The following is a 23,472-nucleotide window of genomic DNA, read 5'->3' as shown; positions in this document are numbered from 1 at the left end:
GGACGCTGCGATCAGGTGTGTCAGACACGCCGCTTTCGCAGCCTTCGGCAGCTCCTACAGAATGCATTCCAATCAACTTGGTTATGCGCTGTTTAATAAGAGAGGCCAGGTAATGAAATTAGCCATTGTGACAGCCTGCCCAAATGGCAAGGTCAGCAGCGTTCTCAGTGCGAGGCTGCTGGATGCTGCCGCCCAGCGTATGGGCTGGAGCACCTGTGTCGAGGTCTTTGATCCACGCAATCCGACGCAGCTTCTGTCCGCCCAGGAAGTCGCCGACGCGGACTGGATTCTGGTGGTCAACACTGGTGAAGTGGATCTTTCCCGCTTCGTCGGCAAGCGTCTGTTTCAGGACTCTCCGGCCCACGCGCTGCAAGACGTGGACGGTTTTCTGCACCGGGCTGCCGAACAGGCCCAAGTCTACGCAGCGCCTGCCACGACAGCGTCGCCCGCGGCGGTTTCTGGCAGCGTGCCGCGTATTGTCGCGGTCACCGCCTGCCCAACGGGCGTAGCGCATACGTTCATGGCTGCCGAGGCCATCCAGCAAGCCGCGAAGCGTCTGGGCTATGAGCTTCAGGTTGAAACTCAAGGCTCGGTGGGCGCGCGCAATCCGCTGAGCGCCAAGGCGATTGCCGACGCTGATGTGGTATTGCTGGCGGCCGACATCGAAGTGGCCACCGAGCGATTTGCGGGCAAGCGTATTTACCGCTGCGGCACCGGGATCGCGCTCAAGCAGTCCGATGCGACACTGAAAAAAGCCTTGGCCGAGGCCGAGGTGGAGTCTTCCGGCAGCACGTCGAAGGCACCCGCCAGGCAGGAAAAGACCGGCGTTTACAAACATTTGCTGACCGGCGTGTCGTACATGCTGCCGATGGTGGTGGCGGGCGGCCTGTTGATCGCATTGTCATTTGTGTTCGGTATTGAGGCGTTCAAGGAACCCGGAACGCTGGCTGCGGTGCTGAAACAGGTGGGCGATGCGGCCTTTACGTTGATGGTCCCCTTGCTGGCTGGCTATATCGCCTATTCCATCGCTGACCGTCCGGGGCTGGCCCCGGGCATGATTGGTGGTCTGTTAGCGAGCACGCTCGGAGCAGGCTTCATCGGCGGGATCGCAGCGGGTTTCATTGCGGGCTACAGTGCCTGGGCAATCAATCGTTATGTTCGTTTGCCTGCTAGCGTAGAGGCGCTCAAGCCGATTTTGATCATTCCTCTGTTGGCTAGCCTGATCACCGGGTTGCTGATGATTTACGCGGTGGGCAAACCCGTCGCTGGGTTGCTGGAAAGCCTCACACTGTTCCTCAACAGCATGGGCACCACTAACGCCATTCTGTTGGGTGTAGTGCTCGGTGCGATGATGTGTGTCGATCTGGGTGGGCCGATCAACAAAGCGTCCTATGCGTTTTCTGTCGGATTGCTGGCATCCCAGAGCTATGCGCCGATGGCCGCAGCCATGGCCGCCGGGATGGTGCCACCGATTGGTATGGGCATCGCCAGCTTCATCGCCCGGCGCAAGTTTGCCCAGAGTGAGCGGGAGGCGGGCAAGGCCGCGTTTGTGTTGGGGCTGTGCTTTATCTCCGAGGGTGCTATTCCGTTTGCAGCAAAAGATCCGTTGCGGGTCATCCCGGCCAGCATTGCCGGTGGTGCGCTGACCGGTGCTTTGTCCATGTACTTTGGCTGCAAGCTGATGGCGCCCCACGGTGGCTTGTTCGTGATGTTGATCCCTAACGCAATGAATCATGCGCTGTTGTATCTGTTCGCGATTGTTGCGGGCAGTGTGGTGACGGGGGTTGTATACGCAGTGCTTAAACGTCCGGAAGTGGTTGAGATGGAGGTTGCGCCAGCGCAGGCGTGATTTACACTTTGCCCTGATAATGCGATGTCCCGATAGGAGCGAACTTGTTCGCGAGGCGATTGGACAGGCTCACAGCCTCTCGCCAACAAGTTGGCTCCTACCGGTTCACTGTTGGCCCCACTGTCATATTTTCCCCATCTTGCACTGCTAGCGTTCCCCTTTACTTTCCACAAGGGGACCCTCCATGACTCAGTTCGACCCTACGCGACGTCGCATTATTCAGGCTGCTGGAGCAGGCCTGCTTTTGCCTGGTCTGGCTCCGGCCGTTATCGCTTCAGTGCAGGATCGACCGAAAATCACTGACGGTGTGCAGTCCGGTGATGTACTCGGTGATCGGGCGATGGTCTGGAGCCGAAGCGATCGGCCGGCGCGCATGGTGGTTGAGTGGGACACGCGCAGCATGTTCACCAATCCGCGTCGTGTGGTTTCGGCCCTGGCAGATCAGCGTACAGACTTCACCGCGCGAGTCGAGTTGAGCGGATTGCCAGCCGATCAGGCGATTTTTTACCGTGTGCAATTTGAAGACGCCCAGTCCGGTGTGACCAGCGAGCCCTGGTTCGGCCATCTGCGTAGCGTGCCGCAGCAACGCCGTAACCTGAGATTTGTCTGGAGTGGCGACACGGTGGGTCAGGGCTTCGGCATCAACCCGGACGTGGGTGGCATGCGAATCTATGAGGCGATGCGTTTGCGTCTGCCGGATTTCTTTATTCACAGTGGCGACACGATTTACGCCGACGGCCCTGTTCCGGCACAAATCGTCACGGAAGGCGGGCGTATCTGGCGCAACATCACCACTGAGGCCAAGAGCAAAGTTGCGGAAACCCTGGACGAGTATCGCGGCGCATATCGCTACAACCTGATGGATGACAACTTGCGCCGCTTCAATGCCGAAGTGCCGCAGATCTGGCAGTGGGACGATCACGAAGTGACCAACAACTGGTCGCCGAGCAAACAGCTGGATGATCGTTACAAGGTCAAGGACATACAGTTACTGGCCTCGCGTGGCCGCCAGGCCTTTCTCGAATACGCACCGATGCGTCTGCAGGAGGCGGATAACGGCGGGCGTATCTACCGCAAAATGAGTTACGGGCCGATGCTCGATGTGTTCGTGCTGGACATGCGCAGCTACCGCGATGGCAACGACTCCAACCTGGCGGATAAACCTGGCCCTACCACGGCTTTCCTGGGGCGTACGCAACTGGACTGGCTCAAAAGCGGGCTGAAGAATTCAACCGCGCAATGGAAGGTGATCGCTGCCGACATGCCAATTGGTCTGGGCGTTCCTGATGGCGAAGTCAGCCCGGGTGTGGCGCGCTGGGAAGCCATCGCCAATGGCAAAGATGGCCCGGCAGCCGGTCGTGAACTCGAAGTTGCCGAGCTGTTGACGTATCTACGCGCCCAAAAAATCCGCGACTGCGTATGGCTGACCGCCGATGTGCATTACTGCGCCGCGCATCACTATCAACCTGATCGCGCCGTGTTTCAGGACTTCGACCCGTTCTGGGAGTTTGTCGCCGGACCGTTGAATGCCGGGAGCTTCGGGCCCAACCCGCTGGACAAGACCTTTGGTCCTGAACTGGTCTTCCAGAAAGCACCGCCTGCGCAAAACACCTCGCCGTTTGCCGGTTTCCAGTTTTTTGGTGAAGTGAACATCGACGGGCAAAGCTCAGAGATGACCGTGACACTGCGGGATCTGGATGGGGTCTCGGTGTTTGAGAAGAAGCTGGTGCCCGCGCGGGACGCCTAGAACCAAACAGCATCTGGATATGTAATGAAATCTTCTGTGGGAGCCAGGCTTGCCGGCGATAAGGCTGGATGCGATTCACTTTAGATCGCGCCTAGCCTTATCGCCGGCAAGCCTGGCTCCCACAGGATTTGTGTCGCACATCGACTTTTTGGCAGGCACACAATCACCGTGTATGGGTTTTGTCCGGAGCCCCTCCAGAAATTCCCTGTAACGCTATCGTCTATGCTGGCTTATCATTAGCTACCTAACGACGGGACAGGGTTCGACGAATGCTGGACATTTTCTATCAGACCCTGGCCATCACTGCGCCGGTTTTTGCCATGTTGTTCCTGGGTGTGCTGCTCAAGCGCATCAACTGGATTGATGACGGTTTCATCATGACAGCATCGAGTCTGGTGTTTAACGTGACAATGCCGGCGCTGCTGTTTCTGGGCATCATCCATGCCGATCTTCGTGAAGCGCTGCAACCGTCGCTACTGATTTTTTTCACCATCATTACCCTGGCCGGGTTCGCGTTTGCGTGGGGCTGGGCCATCTGGCGCGTACCACTGGTAGACCGTGGCGTTTTTGTTCAGGGCGCCTTTCGTGGTAACAACGGCGTGATCGGTCTGGCGCTGGCCGCCAGCATGTACGGCGATTACGGGATTTCTCTGGGGGCGATTCTCGCGGCCCTGGTCATCCTGTTCTACAACGCGCTCTCGACCATCGTGCTCGCGGTGTACAGCCCGGTGATCAAGTCTGATCCGTGGAGCCTGTTCAAAAGTGTGCTGGGCAACCCGTTGATCATCAGCATCATCGCGGCTACACCCTTCGCCTATTTCAAGATTCCACTGCCGCACTGGATCGAAACGTCGGGCAATTACCTGGCGCAAATGACCTTGCCGCTGGCCCTGATCTGTATCGGCGGCACTTTGTCTCTGAGTTCGCTGCATCAGAGCGGCAAGCTGGCAATCAGCGCGAGCATGATGAAGATGGTCACCTTGCCGGTGCTGTCTACGCTGGCAGCCTGGCTGTGTGGTTTCCGCGGAGCAGAATTGGGGATTCTATTTCTGTACTTCGCCAGCCCGACCGCCGCGTCCAGTTACGTCATGGCCCGTGCGGCCAATGGCAATCATGTGCTGGCGGCTGCGATCATCGTTATCACGACATTGGCGGCCGCAGTGACCACCAATATCGGGATTTTCATTCTGCAATGGGGTGGCTGGATCTAGTGCTGGCGACGCCATGCTCTGATGGTGCTGAACATGATCATTACGGCGAACACCGGTAGGACGAACTGGACCATCAGCCGCTCAAGCTTGTCGGCCAGTGGCATGCCGGTGGTGAATGACACGATGTGCAGCCCGTAAGCCAGATACAGGGCCAACAGCATCAACCCTTCGATACGTGTGATCCGGTAGCCCGAGTAGAACAACGGCAAGCACAGCGCCGCTACCCCGAACATCACCGGGAGGTCGAAATCCAGTGCGTTGGGTGAGACGGACAGAGGCACCGGCGCGATCAAGGCGGTGATGCCCAGCACGCCCAACAAATTGAAGAGGTTGCTGCCAATCACGTTGCCCACGGCAATATCGCGCTCGCCGCGCAATGCCGCGATCAACGAGGTGGTCAGGGCGGGAAGGGATGTGCTGACGGCAATCACCGTCAGGCCGATGACCCGCTCGGACAAGCCAAGATCCAGTGCGATGACCACTGATGCGGCCACCAGCAGATGACTGCCCAGCACCACGCACGCGATACCGCCAAACAAAGCGCCCAGGCGCAGCATGACCTGGCCCGTTTTACGGGAGTGTTCCGTGCCGCTGGATTGGCGATAGGCAAAGCGTTGCCCGGACTGACGGAATACGGTCAGCAGGTAAACCAGCAAGCCCAGCAGCAGAATCGCGCCATCCAGCGCGCCTAATACGCCGTTCCAGGAAAGGGCCAGCACCAGTGCGCTGGCTGTAATCATCAACGGGATTTCCAGGCGAACCAGTTGCCGGGTAACCCGCAGCGGGATGATCAAGGCGCACAGGCCGAGTGTAACCAGTACATTGAAAATATTGCTGCCTACCACACTGCCCACGGCGATATCGGCGCTGGAGGTGAAGGCCGCTTGCAGGCCTACCGCCATTTGCGGCGCGCTGCTGCCCAAAGCGACAAACGTCAGGCCGATGAACAGCGGCCGAACCCCAAGGGTCGTGGCGAGACTCACTGCGGCGCGTACGGAAAGTTCAGCACCGATCAGCAGCAACAGCAGGCCGCATACCCACTGAATGACGTCGGGGAGGGGCAGGGATGATAGTTCGAGAATTCGGGGCGTCCTTAGTCGCTCAGACTTTGTACGCGCACGGGCGCGGTTCCGCTGCGCACCATGCCGATCTGTTCGGCAGCCGCGCGTGATAAATCAATCAGTCGGCCACGTGTATGGGGGCCGCGATCATTGATCCGGACAATGATGCTTTTGTCGTTATCCAGGTTGGTGACTTTGACTCGCGTGCCAAAGGGGAGCTGGCGGTGGGCCGCAGTGAGCGCATTTTGGTCAAAGGGTTCGCCGCTGGCGGTACGTTTGCCGTGATGCCGGGCACCGTAGTAGGACGCATCGCCCGTTTGATCGTAGCCGCGAGCGTCAATGGTCTGATTCTGGCTGGCGCAGCCAACCAGAAAGGTAAATAGAGCTGTGGTGCCGAGAAGCCGCAGCATGGGTGCGATCCTTGAATGCCTGGACGCAGTCTGTAGGAGTGAGCTTGCTCGCGATAGCGTCAGGCCATTCGATAGATGCGTTGGATGGCATACCGAATCGCGAGCAAGCTCACTCCTACAGGTCGTTGTGACTGTTAGAGTTTTTTAAATCAACCTTCCAGTTTCTTCTTCAGCAGTTCATTGACCTGCTGCGGATTCGCTTTGCCTTTCGAAACTTTCATCGCCTGACCGACGAAGAAGCCGAACATCTTGCCGCGTTTGGCTTCATCAGCCGCGCGGTACTGTTCAACCTGCTCGGCATTGGCTGCCAGCATCTCGTCGAGCATCGACTCGATGGCGCCGCTGTCAGTCACTTGCTTCAGGCCGCGTTTGTCGATGATTTCATCGGCGCTGCCTTCGCCATTGGCCATGGCCTCAAAGACCATTTTCGCGATTTTGCCGGAAATGGTGTTGTCGGTGATGCGCTTGAGCATGCCGCCCAGTTGCTCGGCGCTGACCGGCGATTCTTCGATTTCCAGGCCTTGCTTGTTCAGCAGGCTGCCCAGTTCGACCATGACCCAGTTGGCAGCCAGTTTGGCGTCGCCACTGATACTGACCACTTGCTCGAAGTAATCGGCTTGCTCGCGGCTGGATGCCAGTACGCTGGCGTCGTAGGCTGACAGGCCAAACTGGCTCTGGAAGCGTTCGCGTTTTTGCGGCGGCAGTTCCGGCAGCGTGGCGCGGGTTTCTTCGATGAACGAGTCTTCGATCACCACCGGCAACAGGTCAGGGTCGGGGAAGTAACGGTAGTCGTTGGCTTCCTCTTTGCTGCGCATGGCGCGGGTTTCGTCTTTGTTCGGATCGTACAGGCGGGTCTGTTGAATGACCTTGCCGCCGTCTTCGATCAAATCGATCTGACGCTGAATTTCGCTGTTGATCGCTTTCTCGATGAAGCGGAACGAGTTGACGTTCTTGATCTCGCAGCGGGTGCCGAACTCGACCTGGCCTTTCGGACGGATCGAAACGTTACAGTCGCAACGCAGCGAGCCTTCCGCCATGTTGCCGTCGCAAATGCCGAGATAACGAACCAGTGCGTGCATGGCTTTGACATAAGCCACCGCTTCTTTGGCTGAACGCATGTCCGGCTCGGAAACGATTTCCAGCAGGGGGGTGCCAGCGCGGTTCAGGTCGATGCCGGTCATGCCACTGAAGTCTTCGTGCAGGCTTTTGCCTGCGTCTTCTTCAAGGTGAGCACGAGTGATGCCCACGCGTTTTACGGTGCCGTCTTCAAGGGTGATGTCCAGGTGGCCTTTGCCGACAATAGGCAGCTCCATCTGACTGATCTGATAACCCTTTGGAAGGTCCGGGTAGAAGTAGTTCTTGCGTGCGAAAACGTTGTGCTGGCCGATCTCGGCGTCTACCGCCAGGCCGAACTTGACGGCCATACGCACGGCTTCTTTATTCAAAACCGGCAAAACTCCGGGCATGCCCAGGTCAACCAGGCTCGCCTGTGTGTTGGGCTCGGAGCCAAACGCGATGGCGCTGCCGGAGAAAATCTTCGATTGGGTCGAAAGCTGGGTGTGAATCTCCAGCCCGATAACGACTTCCCATTGCATTGTGTTTTCTCCTTAGAAGCCGCTAGGCGTGCGCAGATGCCAATCGGTAACTTGCTGATACTGATGAGCGACGTTCAGCAAGCGGCCTTCCTGGAAATACGGGGCGAGCAATTGCACGCCTACCGGCAAACCGTCAGCAAAGCCTGCTGGCATGGACAAGCCCGGCAGACCCGCGAGGTTGGCGGTGATGGTGTAGAAGTCTTCCAGATATTCGGCGATCGGGTCGTTGGTCTTGGCGCCGATTTTCCAGGCCGGGTTAGGCGTGGTCGGGCCAAGGATCACGTCGACTTCGGCGAAAGCATTCATGAAATCGTTCTTGATCAGGCGACGGATTTTCTGTGCCTGCAGGTAATAAGCGTCGTAATAACCGGCTGACAGAGCATACGCGCCCACCATGATCCGACGCTGCACTTCCGGGCCAAAGCCCTCGGCACGGGAGCGTTTGTACAGATCAGTCAGGTCCTTGGGGTCGTCGCAGCGATAGCCGAAACGCACGCCGTCAAAGCGCGACAGGTTCGACGATGCTTCTGCCGGAGCGATCACGTAATAAGCCGGGATAGCGTGTTGCAGGTTTGGCAGGCTGATTTCCTTGACCACGGCACCCAGTTTTTTCAGTTCTTCGACGCTGGCCATGACCAGATCGGCAATGCGTGGATCGAGACCGGCGCTGAAATATTCTTTCGGGATACCGATGCGCAGGCCTTGCAGCGAGCCGTTGAGGCTGGCGCTGTAATCCGGCACCGGTTCGTCGATGCTGGTGGAATCCTGCGGATCGAAACCGGCCATGCCTTGCAGCAGCAGTGCGCAGTCTTCAGCCGTGCGGGCCATCGGGCCAGCCTGATCGAGGCTGGACGCATAGGCGATCATGCCCCAACGGGAAACACGCCCGTAGGTCGGTTTCAGCCCGGTCAGGTTGGTCAGTGCAGCCGGTTGGCGAATCGAGCCGCCGGTGTCGGTGCCGGTTGCAGCAGGCAGGAGGCGTGCAGCAACGGCCGCAGCCGAACCGCCGGAAGAACCGCCCGGTACGTGCTCGACATTCCACGGGTTTTTCACTGCGCCATAGTGGCTGGACTCGTTGGCAGAACCCATGGCGAATTCGTCCATGTTGGTCTTGCCCAGCGTCACAGTGCCCGCAGCAGCCAGTTTGCTGACCACAGTGGCGTCGTACGGTGCCTTGAAGTTATCAAGCATCTTCGACGCGCAACTGGTGCGGATACCTTTTGTGCAAAACAGATCCTTGTGGGCAATGGGTGCGCCCAGCAACGGATTGTTTTCACCGGCCGCGCGTCGAGCGTCAGCGGCCTGCGCCTGGGTGATCGCCAGGTCTTCGGTGAGGGTAATGAAGCTGTTGAGCTGTGGATCGAGCTGGGTAATGCGAGCCAGCAGGACACGGGTCAATTCTTCGGAAGAAAACTTTTTATCGGCGAGCCCGCGAGCGATCTCAGCCAGAGTCATTTGATGCATTGAAGGCACATTCCCTTAGTCGATGACTTTTGGAACCAGATAAAGGCCGTCTTGGACCGCTGGTGCGATGGCTTGATAAGTTTCCCGATGATTTTGTTCGGTAACCGCATCTTCGCGCAGGCGTTGGGACGCTTCGAGGGGGTGTGCAAGGGGTTCGATACCGGTTGTATCGACCGCCTGCATCTGATCTACCAGCCCAAGAATGCTGTTAAGTGCTTCGGTAGTACGTGGGATATCGGCGTCATTCAGACCAAGTCGGGCCAGATGAGCGATCTTTTCCACGTCGGAGCGATCAAGCGCCATGGGGTTCTCCAGTGGAATGCCTACGGATGGGGTCCGTGTGTTAGATTGGCGAACACTATCGCATTTTCTACGGTCATAAGGCCGCGAACGTCGAGGGTCGTGCTCGGAAAAACCGCTAATTTAGCATATTGGCTCCTTGCCCAAAATCCCTGTCGTTGTTAGAGTTTGCCGCACTTTTTTACCCACGCGTTCCCTAGGGTCCCTTTCCCATGTTCAAGAAACTGCGTGGCATGTTTTCCAGCGATCTGTCTATCGACCTGGGCACTGCCAACACCCTTATTTACGTGCGTGAGCGCGGCATCGTTCTGAATGAACCATCAGTTGTGGCCATTCGGACCCACGGAAACCAGAAAAGCGTCGTTGCTGTCGGGATGGAAGCCAAGCGCATGCTCGGCCGTACTCCAGGCAACATCGCGGCTATTCGTCCGATGAAAGACGGCGTTATTGCCGACTTCAGCGTTTGCGAGAAAATGCTGCAGTACTTCATCAACAAGGTTCACGAGAACAGCTTCCTGCAGCCAAGCCCTCGGGTGCTGATCTGCGTACCGTGCAAATCCACTCAGGTTGAGCGTCGTGCGATTCGCGAATCCGCTCTGGGTGCCGGTGCACGTGAAGTGTTCCTGATCGAAGAGCCAATGGCTGCTGCTATCGGTGCCGGTCTGCCGGTTGAAGAGGCACGCGGTTCGATGGTGGTCGATATCGGTGGTGGTACCACTGAAATCGCCCTGATCTCGCTCAATGGCGTGGTTTATGCCGAATCCGTACGGGTCGGCGGCGACCGTTTCGACGAAGCGATCATCACTTACGTGCGTCGTAACTACGGCAGCCTGATCGGTGAGTCGACTGCCGAGCGCATCAAGCAGGAAATCGGTACTGCCTACCCGGGGGGCGAAGTACGTGAAGTCGACGTGCGCGGCCGTAACCTGGCTGAAGGCGTCCCACGTGCCTTCACCCTGAATTCCAACGAAGTGCTTGAAGCGCTGCAGGAATCTCTGGCGACCATTGTTCAGGCAGTCAAAAGCGCGCTGGAGCAATCCCCTCCAGAGCTGGCATCGGACATCGCCGAGCGCGGTCTGGTGTTGACCGGTGGTGGCGCCTTGCTGCGTGATCTGGATAAATTGCTGGCTCAGGAAACAGGTCTGCCGGTGATCGTTGCCGAAGATCCGCTGACCTGTGTAGCGCGTGGCGGTGGCCGTGCGCTGGAAATGATGGATAAACACACGATGGATCTGCTCTCCAGCGAATAACGCGCGGCGAGCATCTATCATGCATCCTTCTGCATACAGGTAGCGCTTTGGCTACCTGTATGCTTTAGGCCGCCGAAATATGGCGTTTACCTTTTCATCTGCCCAGGCCGGTTTGATACCGCATGAATAACAACAGCCGATTGAAATCTTGCTTCGGAGGAGCGGCCTATTAAACCGCTTTTCGCAAAGGGCCCTTCACTGGGCGTGCGCCTGTTGGTGCTGGTCGTTTTATCGGTGGCGCTGATGGTGGTTGACGCCCGGTTTACCGTGCTCAAGCCCGTGCGTAGCCAGATGTCTCTGGTGCTGATGCAGTCGTACTGGATCGTCGATCTGCCGCAACGTCTTATTCAGGGCGTTGCCAGTCAGTTCGGCAGCCGTACCGAACTGATCGCCGAAAATGAAAAACTCAAGACTGAAGCCTTGCTCCTGCAAGGGCGCCTGCAAAAGCTGGCAGCCCTGACCGAGCAGAACGTGCGTCTGCGCGAGTTGCTCAACTCGTCGGCACTGGTCAATGAGAAGGTTGAAGTGGCCGAGCTCATCGGCATGGATCCCAATCCGTTCACCCATCGAATCATTATCAACAAAGGCGAGCGCGACGGCGTTGTCCTGGGTCAGCCGGTGCTCGATGCTCGCGGTCTGATGGGGCAGGTGGTCGAACTGATGCCTTACACGTCGCGTGTTTTGTTGCTGACAGACACCACGCACAGCATTCCGGTACAGGTCAACCGTAACGGATTGCGCGCTATCGCCAGCGGTACCGGTAACCCGGAGCGTCTGGAATTACGTCATGTGGCCGACACCGCTGACATCAAGGAAGGCGATCTGCTGGTCAGTTCCGGTCTGGGTCAGCGTTTTCCTGCTGGTTACCCTGTCGCGACGGTCAAAGAAGTCATTCATGACTCCGGGCAGCCATTCGCCATTGTTCGTGCGGTGCCGACTGCTGCGCTGAACCGCAGTCGCTACCTGTTGTTGGTGTTTTCTGATGGCCGCTCTCCCGAAGAGCGTGCGGCCGATGCCGCGAGAGCGCAGGAATCCATCGAGAAAGCGGCTGATCCAACGGCTGCACCAGTGACTGCTCCTGCAAATAACGCTGCTGCGCCTGCGGGGGCTGCACATCCTGCGCCCGCTGCCCATGGCGCTGCCACTCCGGCTGCTGCGCCAGCCACCACACCTGCTTCGCCCGCAACGCCTGCACCCAAGCCCGCCAGCAAGCCGCCCGTAAAGCCTGCCGCGACCAAGCCACCGGCCACCGCGCCTGCCACTACTCGGGAGAGAATTGATGGCTAGTCATGCCCCGGAACGTAACGGGTGGGTCGTCTGGTTCACTTTTGTCGTGGGTTTGTTGTTAAGCGTTTCACCGCTGCCACAGTTCATGGAGATCTTTCGTCCGCTCTGGCTGGCGCTGCTGGTGACCTTCTGGGCGCTGTATCTGCCCCATAAGGTCGGCATGACCACGGCATGGCTGTTGGGGCTGATGGAAGACGTGCTGTACGGCACATTGTTGGGACAGAATGCTCTGACCCTGTGTCTGATCGCATTCCTGGTGATGTCTCTGCAACAACGTTTGCGCATGTTTCCCATGTGGCAGCAGTGCCTGATTTTGCTGGTCATCTTCGGTCTCGCCCAGTTGGCACAGCTCTGGCTCAGTGCCTTGACCGGTAACCGGCAGCCTACGCTGGCGCTGGTCTTGCCTGCTCTGGTCAGCGCATTGTTGTGGCCATGGGTCAGCTATGGCCTGCGCGGCCTGAGCAAGCGTTTGAAAATCAACTGACGCAGCGTGTACGTCCGGTCCCGGGCGAGCATCTCTGGCTCGGGGGCGGCATCACGATCTTTGACACGGAGATGTCCCCATGCCCTCGCTTTTTCTGGCCTCTGGCTCGCCACGCCGTCGGGAATTACTGACCCAGATTGGCGTTCCTTTCACGGTGCTTAGCGCACAGATTGACGAAACTCCCCTCGACGACGAAACCCCCACTGCTTATGTCGAGCGGCTCGCCCGTGGCAAAGCGCAAGCCGGGCTGGCGTCGTTGGCGGACGATCAGGGTTGCGTCATGGGGGCTGATACGGCAGTGGTGCTCGATGGCCGTATCCTAGGCAAACCGGTCGATGAAGCTGATGCTCTGAGCATGCTGGCGGCCTTGTCCGGGCGTGAGCACGAAGTGTTGACGGCGATTGCGCTGGTGACCCGGCAACGCTGCGAAACTCGCGTCGTGGCCAGCCGAGTGAGGTTTCGTGCTGTTTCCGGCACCGAAGCCCGAGCCTACTGGGCCAGTGGCGAGCCTGTGGATAAGGCGGGCAGCTACGCTATTCAGGGGCTGGCGGCGATTTTCGTCGAGGGCTTGCAGGGCAGTTATTCCGCAGTGGTCGGGTTGCCTCTATGCGAAACCGCAGAACTGCTGGGCCGTTTCGGCATACCCTGTTGGCAAGGCCAGGAAGGTGACAAGTCATGAGTGAAGAGATTCTGATCAACATCACGCCAATGGAATCACGAGTGGCAGTGGTGGAAAACGGTGTTCTGCAAGAGGTCCATGTCGAGCGGACCCAGCGGCGTGGCATCGTTGGCAATATTTACAAAGGCAAGGTTGTACGGGTTTTGCCGGGCATGCAGGCGGCGTTCATCGACATAGGTCTGGACCGTGCCGCATTCATTCATGCTTCGGAAATATCCATGCGTGAAGGCTCGGCCGTAGAAACCATCAGCTCGCTGGTTCACGAAGGTCAGAGTTTGGTCGTACAAGTGACCAAAGACCCGATCGGCAGCAAGGGCGCGCGTCTGACGACACAGCTGTCCATTCCGTCGCGGTATCTGGTGTACATGCCCAAGACCGCACACGTCGGGATCTCCCTGAAAATCGAAGACGAAGCCGAGCGTGAGCGGCTTAAAAAAGTAGTCAGCGATTGCGTCGCCCTCGAAGGCATCAAGGAGGCCGGTGGTTTTATCCTGCGTACCGCCGCTGAAGGCGCCGGAGCTGACGAAATCCTTATGGATATTCGTTACCTGCGTCGTCTCTGGGATCAGATCGGAGAGCAGATCAAGACCGTCAGCCCGCCCAATGTGATTTACGAAGACCTTGGCCTGGCATTGCGCACCCTGCGTGATCTGGTCAGCCCGCGTATCGAGAAGATCCGTATCGATTCCCGGGAAACCTTTCAGAAAACCACGCAGTTTGTCGCTGAACTAATGCCGGAAATCGCTGATCGTCTGGAGCACTACCCAGGTGAACGACCGATTTTTGATCTCTATGGCGTCGAGGATGAAATCCAGAAAGCCCTGGAACGCAAGGTACCGCTCAAATCCGGTGGCTATCTGGTGATTGATCCGGCTGAGGCGATGAGCACCATCGACGTCAATACCGGTGCATTCGTGGGGCATCGCAATCTCGAAGAGACTATCTTCAAGACCAACCTGGAGGCGGCTACCGCTATTGCCCGACAGCTGCGTCTGCGCAATCTGGGCGGCATCATCATTATTGATTTCATCGACATGGAAGACGGTGAGCATCAGCGCCAGGTGTTGCGGACTCTGGAGAAGCAACTGGAGCGCGATCACGCTAAAACCAACATTATCGGTATCACTGAGCTGGGTCTGGTACAGATGACCCGCAAGCGTACCCGTGAAAGTCTTGAGCAGGTGCTCTGCGAGCCCTGTCATGCGTGTCAGGGACGCGGCAAATTGAAAACACCGGAAACTGTCTGTTACGAGATATTCCGGGAAATCCTGCGCGAAGCCCGCGCCTATCAGGCTGTGGGCTACCGTGTATTGGCTAACCAGCGTGTCGTGGACCGCCTGCTTGATGAAGAGTCGGGTAATGTGGCCGAACTGGAAGCGTTCATCGGCCGTACGATTCGTTTTCAGGTCGAAACCATGTATTCACAGGAACAATACGACGTCGTACTGCTCTGACATTGCTCAAAATGAAAATGATTTGATAACGGTGCCTCAGGGCCAGCGGCAAGGAAGCCGTCACTAAGAGAACTCTGCGTGGTAAATGAGCAAACCCCCTACAGCACCTGCACCATTGAGTGGGGTCATTTCACGCAAGCCAGCTGCTGCGCGCCTCCGTCTGGAGGCTCGCCGATATGGGGCGCCTGACACGTTTCTTCTCGCTGCTGACGCGTTGGGGTCTGAGCCTCTGCGCGTTGGTTCTGGTCATGGCAGCGTTGTATGTCAGCGTAGGCCGTGAACTGACGCCGCTGATCGCCGGGTATCGCGTTGAGGTCCAGAGCAAGGCTCAGGCAGCAATCGGAATGCCTTTGGCGATTGGTAGCCTGGAGGGGAGCTGGCGGGGCTTTTCCCCGGTTTTCGTTGCCAACGATGTGATGGTAGGGGACGGCGCGAGTGCCGTGCGTCTCGATGAAGTGCGGGCAGAGCCTGACCTCTGGGCCAGTCTGCTGGCATGGGACGTGCGGTTGGCACACGTGGAAGTCAACGGGCTGCAACTCATTCTGAAGGAAGATCAGGACGGTCATTGGGCCCTGCAAGGGCTGCCAGTTCAGGATGACAAACCTCTGGACCCTGAGCAGATACTCAACCAGCTGCAGGTTGTGTCACGTCTCTCGCTGCTCAACAGTCAGGTTACCCTGCAACCTTTTGAGCAAGCTCCGCTTACCCTCACTTACGTCAACCTAAGCCTGGCCACGGGTAGCGTTCATCAACGTATTGACGCGCGTTTGACGCTTCCCGACGGTCAGCCGCTGGCGCTGAACGTTCGTTCGCGGATTCAGGCCCGGCAGTGGCAACAGGGTGAAGCGGATATTTACCTGAGTCTTCCACAAAGCGACTGGTCGAAATGGCTGCCTAAAACCCTGACCCGCCAATGGAAGGTGTCGACGCTCAAGGCCGGTGGCGAATTCTGGTTGAGTTGGGGCGAGGGCACCGTACAAAGCGCGGTTGCGCGCCTTAATGCTCTGGTGGTGAAGGCCGGATACGCCGAACGTAAATCATCGACAATCAAGAATCTGGCGCTGAATGCCTGGCTCAGTCGTGGTCGCGACGATGGCCTCAAGGTGAACCTGAGTTCTCTGGCCATGGACCTCAATGGCAAGCGTTGGGAAAGCCACATTCAGCTCGATCAGAAGGTTGCGAGCACTGATCAGGAAGAACTCTGGCACGTTCAGGCTGACCGGCTCGATCTGACGCCTGTTACACCGCTGCTGGATTCTCTTGCTCCGCTCCCTGAAACGCTCAAAGAGGTGATTGATAACCTCAAGGTGACCGGCGCTCTGCGCAACGTGTTGCTTGATTACCGTCCCCAGGCAGCAGGCGACCAGCGATTGAGCTTCGCTGCCAATCTGGAGAATATCGGTTTCCACGCTTATCACGGTGCCCCGGCTGCCGGAAACGTCAGCGGTGCAATCAGTGGGGATCTGGGCCAGGGTGAGTTGCGCCTCGACAGCGACAGTTTCATGCTGCATCTGTATCCGATCTTCAACAACGAATGGACTTACCCGAAAGCCAATGCACGTCTGACCTGGCGCCTGGATGATGAGACATTTACCCTCATGGCGCCCTATATCAAGGTCTTGGGTGATGAGGGCAAGATCGCAGCCGACTTCCTGATCCGGCTGCATCTGGCTCATGAGCGGGCTGACGAAGATTACATGGACCTGCGGGTCGGCATGGTCGATGGCGATGGCAGTTACACCAGCAAGTACCTTCCAGCGGTGCTTAGCCCGGACCTGGACAAGTGGCTGCGTACGGCGATCATTGGCGGCAAGGTCGATCAGGGATTCTTCCAGTATCAAGGTTCATTGAGCAAGAACGCTGCGGACACTGCGCGGGTGATCAGTCTGTTCTTCAAGGTGCGTGACGCAACACTGGACTTCGAGCCGGGCTGGCCACGCCTGACCGGCGTGGATGGCAAAGTCTATGTGGAGAACAGCGGTGTACGAGTCAAGGCCAGCAAGGGCAAGCTGCTCAATACTGACGTCAGCAAGGTGCTGGTCAATATTCCCCACGTGCCAGCCGGGCAACCCAGTCATTTGCTGGTAGACGGCAATTTTTCCGGCGATCTGGCCGACGGTGTGAAGATCCTCCAGGAGGCCCCCATTGGCACCGCCAGCACCTTCGCGGGCTGGCAGGGCGATGGTCCTCTGGATGGCAAGCTGAAACTGGATATCCCGCTGGTCAAGAATCAGGAACCTAAGATAGCGGTGGACTTCCGCACCGAAGGGGCGCGTTTGAAACTGGCTGATCCGGCGCTGGATCTGACCCAGTTGAAAGGCGAGTTTCGCTTCGACAATGCCAAAGGGTTGAGTGGCAAAGGTGTGCGGGCTCAGGCGTTTGATCGTCCGGTCACCGCGGAAATCGCGGCGGAAGGTAAGCCAGGTGCGAACCTGACCCGTGTGGTTGCCAATGGTCAGATCCCCGTCAAAAGGCTCACCGAATGGTTGGGCGTTACCCAGCCATTGCCCGTATCGGGTGATATTCCGTTTCAGTTGCAGCTCAGTCTCGGTGGTCCCGACAGCCTGCTGCGGATCAACTCCAGCCTGAAGGGTGTAGCGGTTGATTTGCCGGCGCCTTTTGGCAAGCCAGCGGATACAGGCCTGGACAGCGAGTTTCGCATGACACTTCAGGGCGCGGAGCGGCGCTTTGGTTTTGCTTACGGCAAGCTGGCCAATCTGGCGTACGCTGCCGCGCCGGGCAAGCTGGCGGAGGGGCGTGGCGAGTTGTTTCTGGGGGATGGCGGTGCAATCGTACCTGAGGCCAAAGGCCTGCGCGTTCGCGGCTCTCTGCCTGAGCTCGATGTTGCACCCTGGCAGGCAATGGTCAACCGTTATGCCGGTGAAGATCCGGGCGGTAGTGCCAAGCAGTTGGTCAATAACGTCGACCTGCAAATCGGCAAGCTGACGGCCATGGGGACAACGTTGGACAAGGCCAGTGTTCAGCTCAAACGCAGTACTGACAATTGGGCGTTGTCGCTGGACAGTCAGCTTGCCAAAGGGACTGCAACGTTACCGGATGCCAAGGGTGCGCCCATTGGCATCGACATGCTTTATGTCCGTCTGCCTGCGCCTGACCCCGCTGCGGTTGTCGTGGAAAACGCTCCCGACCCACTGGCAGATGTCGATCCGGGCAAAATCCCGGCACTGGATATCAAGGTCACGCAGCTCTTTCAGGGTGAACAACTACTTGGCGCCTGGTCGCTTAAAGTTCGTCCGACGGCTACCGGTCTTCGTCTGTCCGATCTGAACCTTGGCCTCAAAGGCATGCAGTTGAAAGGCGAGGGCGGCTGGGAAGGCGCACCGGGCGCTACCAGCAGTTGGTACCGTGGCAACATTGAAGGCAAGCAGTTGGGTGATGTGCTCAAAGCCTGGGGGTTTGCTCCAACGGTCACCAGCGAATCGTTCGAACTGAAAGCAGACGGCCGTTGGCCCGGTTCGCCTGCCTGGGTATCGCTCAAGCGGTTCTCTGGCAGCCTGGATGCCAAGCTCGAAACAGGGCAGTTTGTCGAAGTCGAGGGCGGCGCACAGGCACTGAGAGTGTTTGGCCTGCTCAACTTCAATTCCATTGGTCGTCGTTTGCGCCTGGACTTCTCGGATTTGCTCGGCAAAGGCCTGAGCTACGACAGGGTCAAAGGTCTGCTGGTGGCGAGCGATGGCGTTTATGTCACGCGAACCCCGATTACCTTGACCGGCCCTTCAAGCAATCTTGAGCTGAACGGTACGCTGGACATGGTCAAAGACCGTGTCGATGCCAAGCTTCTGGTTACGCTGCCAGTCACCAACAACCTGCCGATTGCCGCTCTGATTGTCGGGGCGCCCGCGATTGGTGGGGCATTGTTCCTGGTCGATAAATTACTGGGTGATCGCGTCGCACGTTTCGCCAGTGTTCAGTACAAGGTTGAAGGGCCCTGGAAAGAGCCGAAGATTACCTTCGACAAGCCTTTCGAAAAGCCTCAATAGGGCGCTATGGAGTACAGTGACCGTTCAAGCGCCGGAAGACTCTGTAGGAGCTGACGAGCACCGCGAGGCTGCGATAGCGGTCGATCAGGTGGACCGCTATCGCAGCCTCGCGGTGCTCGTCAGCGCCTACAGAGAAAAGCATTCCGGTTCGGGTGGTTGCGTGTTGTTTGAGGAGAAGCCGCCATGTCGTTTGCCGTGATTCAAATGGTTAGCCAGAGCGATGTAGCGGGTAATCTGGCTCAGGCGCGGCGTTTGCTGGAGCAGGCCGCAGCCTCTGGCGCGCGGTTGGCGGTATTGCCGGAAAATTTTGCTGCCATGGGCCGTCGCGACGCCGCTGATATCGGTCGGGCCGAGGCTTTGGGGCAAGGGCCAATCCTGCCATGGTTGAAACTCGCCGCCCGCGACCTCAAGTTATGGATAGTTGCGGGTACCGTGCCGTTGCCGCCAGGCGCTCAGCCTGAAGGCAAAATCACGGCGTGCTCGCTATTGATTGATGAGCAGGGCGAACAAGTGGCGCGTTACGACAAGCTACATTTGTTTGATGTGGATGTTGCTGACAGCCGTGGACGGTATCGGGAGTCTGATGACTATGCTCATGGCAGCAATGTGGTGGTCGTCGATACGCCCGTAGGCCGATTGGGGTTAAGCGTGTGTTACGACTTGCGCTTTCCTGAGCTGTACACCGCCCTGCGAGAAGCAGGTGCCGAATTGATTACTGCGCCGTCGGCCTTCACCGCGGTGACTGGCGCAGCGCACTGGGACATTCTGATCCGTGCGCGTGCTATTGAAACCCAGTGCTACCTGCTGGCGGCCGCGCAGGGCGGAGTCCATCCGGGACCCCGTGAAACTTATGGACATGCGGCAATCGTCGACCCTTGGGGACGAGTGCTGGCTGAGCAGGCACAGGGTGAAGCGGTGCTGCTGGCCACGCGAGACAATGAAGAACAGGCGTCCATACGGGCGCGGATGCCGGTGTCCAGTCATCGGCGATTTTTTACGCAGGACGCAGTGCGGCCTGTGCAGACCTCGGAGTGAATATGAGCGACTTGTCCTCTGTCAGCGAACACCTTTTGGCTCCCGGCGGCTTGAACCTCGACAGCCTGCAGTCGGTGCTGGGTGAGCTGGCGGGTCCGGGTATCGATGCCGCTGACCTGTATTTCCAGGGGCAGATTTCTGAGTCCTGGTCTCTGGAAGACGGCATTGTCAAAGAAGGCAGTTTCAACCTCGACCAGGGTGTCGGTGTACGCGCCCAGTCCGGAGAGAAAACCGGCTTTGCCTACAGCAATGCGATCACGCAGGAAGCACTGAGCACTGCTGCTCGCGCGGCTCGTTCGATTTCTCGGGCCGGTCAGAATGGCACCGTACAGGCGTTCACATCTCAGGATGTGGCCCAGTTATACGCGCCGGACAATCCGCTGGAAGTCCTGACCCGCGCCGAAAAAGTTGAGTTATTGAAGCGTATCGACGTTGCGACCCGGGCGCTGGATTCACGCATTCAGCAAGTCACGGTGAGTATGGCCGGGGTTTGGGAGCGGATTCTTGTAGCCTCCACCGATGGTGGGCTGGCGGCTGATGTGCGGCCTCTGGTGCGTTTCAACGTCAGCGTGATCGTCGAGCAGAACGGACGTCGTGAGCGTGGCGGCCATGGCGGCGGCGGGCGTACCGATTACCGTTATTTCCTCAACGAGGACCGCGCCATGGGCTATGCCCGGGAAGCGCTGCGTCAGGCGCTGGTCAATCTTGAAGCGATTCCGGCTCCGGCGGGCACGCTGCCTGTGGTTCTAGGGTCCGGTTGGTCCGGCGTTCTGCTGCATGAGGCTGTCGGCCATGGTCTGGAAGGCGACTTCAATCGCAAAGGCAGTTCGGCTTATAGCGGCCGTATGGGCGAAATGGTTGCTTCGAAGCTTTGCACCATCGTCGACGATGGCACCCTGGCCGGACGTCGCGGCTCGTTGAGCGTCGATGACGAAGGCACGCCAACCGAATGCACCACGCTGATTGAAAATGGCGTCCTCAAGGGCTACATGCAGGACAAGCTCAACGCGCGCCTGATGGGCGTGGCGCGTACCGGTAACGGGCGCCGTGAGTCCTACGCGCATCTGCCCATGCCGCGCATGACCAACACTTACATGCTGGGTGGACAGAGCGATCCGCAGGAAATCATTGCGTCGGTCAAACGCGGCATCTATTGCGCGAATCTGGGCGGCGGTCAGGTGGATATCACCAGCGGTAAGTTCGTGTTTTCAACCAGCGAAGCGTATCTGATCGAAGACGGCAAAATTACTGCGCCGGTCAAAGGTGCCACCTTGATCGGTAACGGGCCGGAGGCCATGAGCAAGGTGTCGATGGTGGGTAACGATCTGTCGCTGGACAGCGGCGTCGGTACCTGCGGCAAGGATGGCCAATCGGTTCCGGTAGGCGTGGGTCAGCCGACCCTGAAGATCGATGCGATCACGGTAGGCGGCACAGGCGGTTGAGGATGTGAGGCCGGGGCAGACTGATGAACAGTCCGCCCCATGGTCGAGTGTTAACGCAAACCGCGTTGTTTCTCGTCCAGCTCACGAATGTACTTGAAGATTTTGCGGCTCGAAGCGGGCGCCTTGTTATGGGCCAGCTCGTGTTGAGCCTGACGGATCAAAGAACGCAGTTGCTGACGATCCGCTTCCGGATATTCAGCAACAAACATTTCGAGGACGCCGTCATCGCCGGCGATCAGGCGATCACGCCAGCGTTCCAGGCCGTGAAAACGTTCGTTGTATTGGCGAGTGGAGGCATCGAGTTGATCGAGAAGCACCAGAATGGCGTCCAGATCCTGATCGCGCATCAGCTTGCCGATGAACTGAATGTGCCGTTTGCGTGCGATATGAGCGGTGTGCTTGGGCGCATCGGCCAAAGCTCTACGCAGCGGATCGGTCAAAGGCAGCTTGTTCAGCAGGTCGGGTTTGAGCGACACAAGACGCTCGCCAAGTTCAACCAGAGCATGCAGCTCACGTTTGACCTGGGTTTTGCTTTTCTCCCCGTCGAGGGAGTCGTCGTAAGAATCAACCATGGGGGCAGTCCGCAAATAAACGCCGCCATGATAACCAGTCAGGGGCCTCTTGTCCGGCCCACTCGGTATTCGGCTCGTGCCGAAAGCAGAATTTGATGGAGAAAGTCATGAGTGCATCACAAAGCGTCGGCCCACAGGCCCTGCCTGCACTGCAGGAACAAGTCGAACAAATCATCGCCGAAGCCAGACGCCAGGGTGCCAGTGCCTGTGAAGTTGCAGTGTCGCTGGAGCAGGGCCTGTCGACATCCGTTCGTCAACGTGAAGTCGAAACTGTCGAATTCAATCGTGATCAGGGTTTCGGTATCACCTTGTATGTCGGCCAGCGCAAAGGTTCGGCCAGCACCTCGGCAAGTGGTGCTGACGCGATTCGTGAAACCGTCGCCGCTGCGCTCGCAATCGCTAAACACACCTCCGAAGACGAAAGCTCAGGACTGGCCGATGCTGCATTGATGGCCAGGGAACAGCAGGATTTTGACCTGTTTCACGCATGGGATATCACGCCCGAACAGGCTATCGAGAAAGCCTTGATCTGCGAAGCAGCAGCTTTTGACGCTGATAGCCGGATCAAGAATGCCGACGGCACAACGCTTAATACCCATCAGGGTTGCCGCGTGTACGGCAACAGCCATGGCTTTATCGGCGGCTATGCGTCGACCCGTCACAGTTTGAGTTGCGTAATGATTGCTGAAGGCGATGGCCAGATGCAGCGCGATTACTGGTATGACGTAAGTCGCCAGGGTGAGCTGCTGGCGGATCCACAGAGCATCGGCCGTAAAGCCGCCGAGCGTGCTGCGAGTCGGCTGGGCGCGCGTCCGGTGCCGACGTGCGAAGTGCCGGTGCTGTTCTCGGCCGAGCTGGCTGGCGGACTGTTCGGCAGTTTCCTCGGGGCGATTTCTGGCGGCAATCTGTACCGCAAATCATCGTTCCTTGAGGGCTCTATCGGTCAGCGATTGTTTCCCGAGTGGCTGACCATAGACGAGCGTCCGCACTTGATGCGCGCCATGGGCAGTTCGGCGTTCGACGGTGATGGCCTGGCGACTTACGCCAAGCCATTCGTCGAAAATGGCGAATTGGTCTCATACATTCTCAGCACCTATTCGGGCCGTAAACTGGGTTTGCCAAGTACCGCCAACGCGGGCGGTGTGCACAATCTGTTCGTCACTCATGGTACTGAGGACCAGGCGGCGCTGATTCGACGCATGGGCCGCGGTTTGCTGGTCACCGAGTTGATGGGCAGCGGTCTGAACATGGTAACGGGTGATTATTCCCGTGGTGCAGCTGGTTTCTGGGTCGAGAACGGCGAGATCCAGTTCCCCGTTCAGGAAGTGACGATTGCCGGCAACATGCGCGACATGTTCAAACAAATCGTCGCCGTAGGCAGCGACCTCGAGTTGCGCAGCAATATCCGCACGGGTTCGGTATTGATCGAACGGATGACCGTCGCCGGTAGCTGATACAAAAAGCTGTCGCCCCCACCTTTGTCACTGTGGGAGCTGAGCTTGCTCGCGATAAGGCTGGATGCGATCTGAAGTGAAACGTGTCCAGCCTTATCGCGAGCAAGCTCAGCTCCCAAGAAAAACATGCCGCTCCGACAATTATTCTCCTCCCCCTCTAAATCCCTTCATCCTCTA

The 23,472-nt window shown here is 58.2% G+C and carries 19 protein-coding genes; 13 read left to right on the top strand and 6 right to left on the bottom strand.

Features of this window, described 5'->3' with window-relative positions; translation table 11 throughout:
• The first annotated feature begins 112 nt into the window (after positions 1-112).
• From AUC61_RS06015 to AUC61_RS06005, 3 genes are all read left to right on the top strand, one after another.
• Entirely contained in the window at positions 113-1,849 is a 1,737-nt protein-coding gene (locus tag AUC61_RS06015; protein WP_243244966.1) for a PTS fructose-like transporter subunit IIB, read from the top strand.
• A gap of 184 nt (positions 1,850-2,033) precedes the next feature.
• Positions 2,034-3,596 carry an alkaline phosphatase D family protein gene (locus AUC61_RS06010; protein ID WP_243244964.1) on the top strand — a complete coding sequence of 521 codons (1,563 nt, stop codon included), beginning with the start codon at positions 2,034-2,036 and terminating at the stop codon, positions 3,594-3,596.
• A gap of 269 nt (positions 3,597-3,865) precedes the next feature.
• Positions 3,866-4,807: an AEC family transporter gene (locus AUC61_RS06005; protein WP_243244962.1), complete on the top strand. Its 942-nt coding sequence runs from the start codon at positions 3,866-3,868 to the stop codon at positions 4,805-4,807.
• Here the strand turns inward: AUC61_RS06005 and AUC61_RS06000 are convergent.
• The 5 genes from AUC61_RS06000 to gatC all read right to left on the bottom strand — a co-directional run bounded on the left by AUC61_RS06000 (position 4,804) and on the right by gatC (position 9,640).
• Positions 4,804-5,871, bottom strand: a complete 1,068-nt coding sequence (locus AUC61_RS06000) for a calcium/sodium antiporter (RefSeq protein WP_243245314.1) — start codon at positions 5,869-5,871, stop codon at positions 4,804-4,806. The two genes, AUC61_RS06005 and AUC61_RS06000, sit on opposite strands and share 4 nt — an antisense overlap.
• A gap of 29 nt (positions 5,872-5,900) precedes the next feature.
• Entirely contained in the window at positions 5,901-6,278 is a 378-nt protein-coding gene (locus tag AUC61_RS05995; RefSeq protein WP_243244959.1) for a septal ring lytic transglycosylase RlpA family protein, read from the bottom strand.
• Between the two features lie 149 nt (positions 6,279-6,427).
• A complete protein-coding gene (gene gatB / locus AUC61_RS05990) occupies positions 6,428-7,873 on the bottom strand; it encodes an Asp-tRNA(Asn)/Glu-tRNA(Gln) amidotransferase subunit GatB (RefSeq protein ID WP_243244956.1) in 1,446 nt (481 codons plus the stop codon).
• A gap of 12 nt (positions 7,874-7,885) precedes the next feature.
• Positions 7,886-9,337, bottom strand: a complete 1,452-nt coding sequence (gatA, locus tag AUC61_RS05985) for an Asp-tRNA(Asn)/Glu-tRNA(Gln) amidotransferase subunit GatA (protein ID WP_243244955.1) — start codon at positions 9,335-9,337, stop codon at positions 7,886-7,888.
• 15 nt (positions 9,338-9,352) lie between these two features.
• A complete protein-coding gene (gatC, locus tag AUC61_RS05980) occupies positions 9,353-9,640 on the bottom strand; it encodes an Asp-tRNA(Asn)/Glu-tRNA(Gln) amidotransferase subunit GatC (RefSeq protein ID WP_122662830.1) in 288 nt (95 codons plus the stop codon).
• Positions 9,641-9,849: 209 nt separating this feature from the next.
• Between gatC and mreB the strand changes: the two genes are divergently transcribed.
• The 9 genes from mreB to tldD all read left to right on the top strand — a co-directional run bounded on the left by mreB (position 9,850) and on the right by tldD (position 21,269).
• The gene (mreB, locus tag AUC61_RS05975) at positions 9,850-10,887 is read left to right on the top strand and encodes a rod shape-determining protein MreB (RefSeq protein ID WP_020292894.1); all 1,038 of its coding nucleotides are present in this window, start codon (positions 9,850-9,852) and stop codon (positions 10,885-10,887) included.
• A gap of 216 nt (positions 10,888-11,103) precedes the next feature.
• Positions 11,104-12,174: a rod shape-determining protein MreC gene (gene mreC, locus AUC61_RS05970; protein ID WP_243245313.1), complete on the top strand. Its 1,071-nt coding sequence runs from the start codon at positions 11,104-11,106 to the stop codon at positions 12,172-12,174.
• Positions 12,167-12,658, top strand: a complete 492-nt coding sequence (gene mreD / locus AUC61_RS05965) for a rod shape-determining protein MreD (RefSeq protein ID WP_243244953.1) — start codon at positions 12,167-12,169, stop codon at positions 12,656-12,658. Before mreC ends, mreD begins: the two co-directional genes overlap by 8 nt.
• Positions 12,659-12,737: 79 nt before the next feature.
• Positions 12,738-13,337 (top strand): Maf family protein, encoded by a 600-nt coding sequence (locus tag AUC61_RS05960; protein ID WP_243244952.1) that lies wholly within the window; start codon positions 12,738-12,740, stop codon positions 13,335-13,337.
• Entirely contained in the window at positions 13,334-14,791 is a 1,458-nt protein-coding gene (gene rng / locus AUC61_RS05955) for a ribonuclease G (protein ID WP_243244950.1), read from the top strand. Before AUC61_RS05960 ends, rng begins: the two co-directional genes overlap by 4 nt.
• Positions 14,792-14,967: 176 nt before the next feature.
• On the top strand, positions 14,968-18,792 hold the full coding sequence (locus AUC61_RS05950) for a YhdP family protein (protein WP_243244948.1): 3,825 nt from the start codon (positions 14,968-14,970) through the stop codon (positions 18,790-18,792).
• 16 nt (positions 18,793-18,808) lie between these two features.
• The gene (locus tag AUC61_RS05945) at positions 18,809-18,991 is read left to right on the top strand and encodes a hypothetical protein (RefSeq protein WP_243244947.1); all 183 of its coding nucleotides are present in this window, start codon (positions 18,809-18,811) and stop codon (positions 18,989-18,991) included.
• On the top strand, positions 18,976-19,827 hold the full coding sequence (locus AUC61_RS05940; RefSeq protein WP_243244945.1) for a carbon-nitrogen hydrolase family protein: 852 nt from the start codon (positions 18,976-18,978) through the stop codon (positions 19,825-19,827). Before AUC61_RS05945 ends, AUC61_RS05940 begins: the two co-directional genes overlap by 16 nt.
• A gap of 2 nt (positions 19,828-19,829) precedes the next feature.
• The gene (gene tldD, locus AUC61_RS05935) at positions 19,830-21,269 is read left to right on the top strand and encodes a metalloprotease TldD (protein ID WP_122662818.1); all 1,440 of its coding nucleotides are present in this window, start codon (positions 19,830-19,832) and stop codon (positions 21,267-21,269) included.
• A gap of 50 nt (positions 21,270-21,319) precedes the next feature.
• On the opposite strand, the gene yjgA is transcribed toward tldD, so the two are convergent.
• Positions 21,320-21,841 (bottom strand): ribosome biogenesis factor YjgA, encoded by a 522-nt coding sequence (gene yjgA / locus AUC61_RS05930; protein WP_231673386.1) that lies wholly within the window; start codon positions 21,839-21,841, stop codon positions 21,320-21,322.
• 107 nt (positions 21,842-21,948) lie between these two features.
• Between yjgA and pmbA the strand changes: the two genes are divergently transcribed.
• Positions 21,949-23,295 (top strand): metalloprotease PmbA, encoded by a 1,347-nt coding sequence (gene pmbA, locus AUC61_RS05925; protein ID WP_243244943.1) that lies wholly within the window; start codon positions 21,949-21,951, stop codon positions 23,293-23,295.
• The last annotated feature ends 177 nt before the right edge of the window (positions 23,296-23,472 follow it).

The organism is Pseudomonas maioricensis (genome assembly GCF_022790535.1).
In the GTDB taxonomy this organism is placed as follows: Bacteria; Pseudomonadota; Gammaproteobacteria; order Pseudomonadales; family Pseudomonadaceae; genus Aquipseudomonas; species Aquipseudomonas maioricensis.
This window is presented reverse-complemented; position numbering and strand designations above follow the sequence as displayed.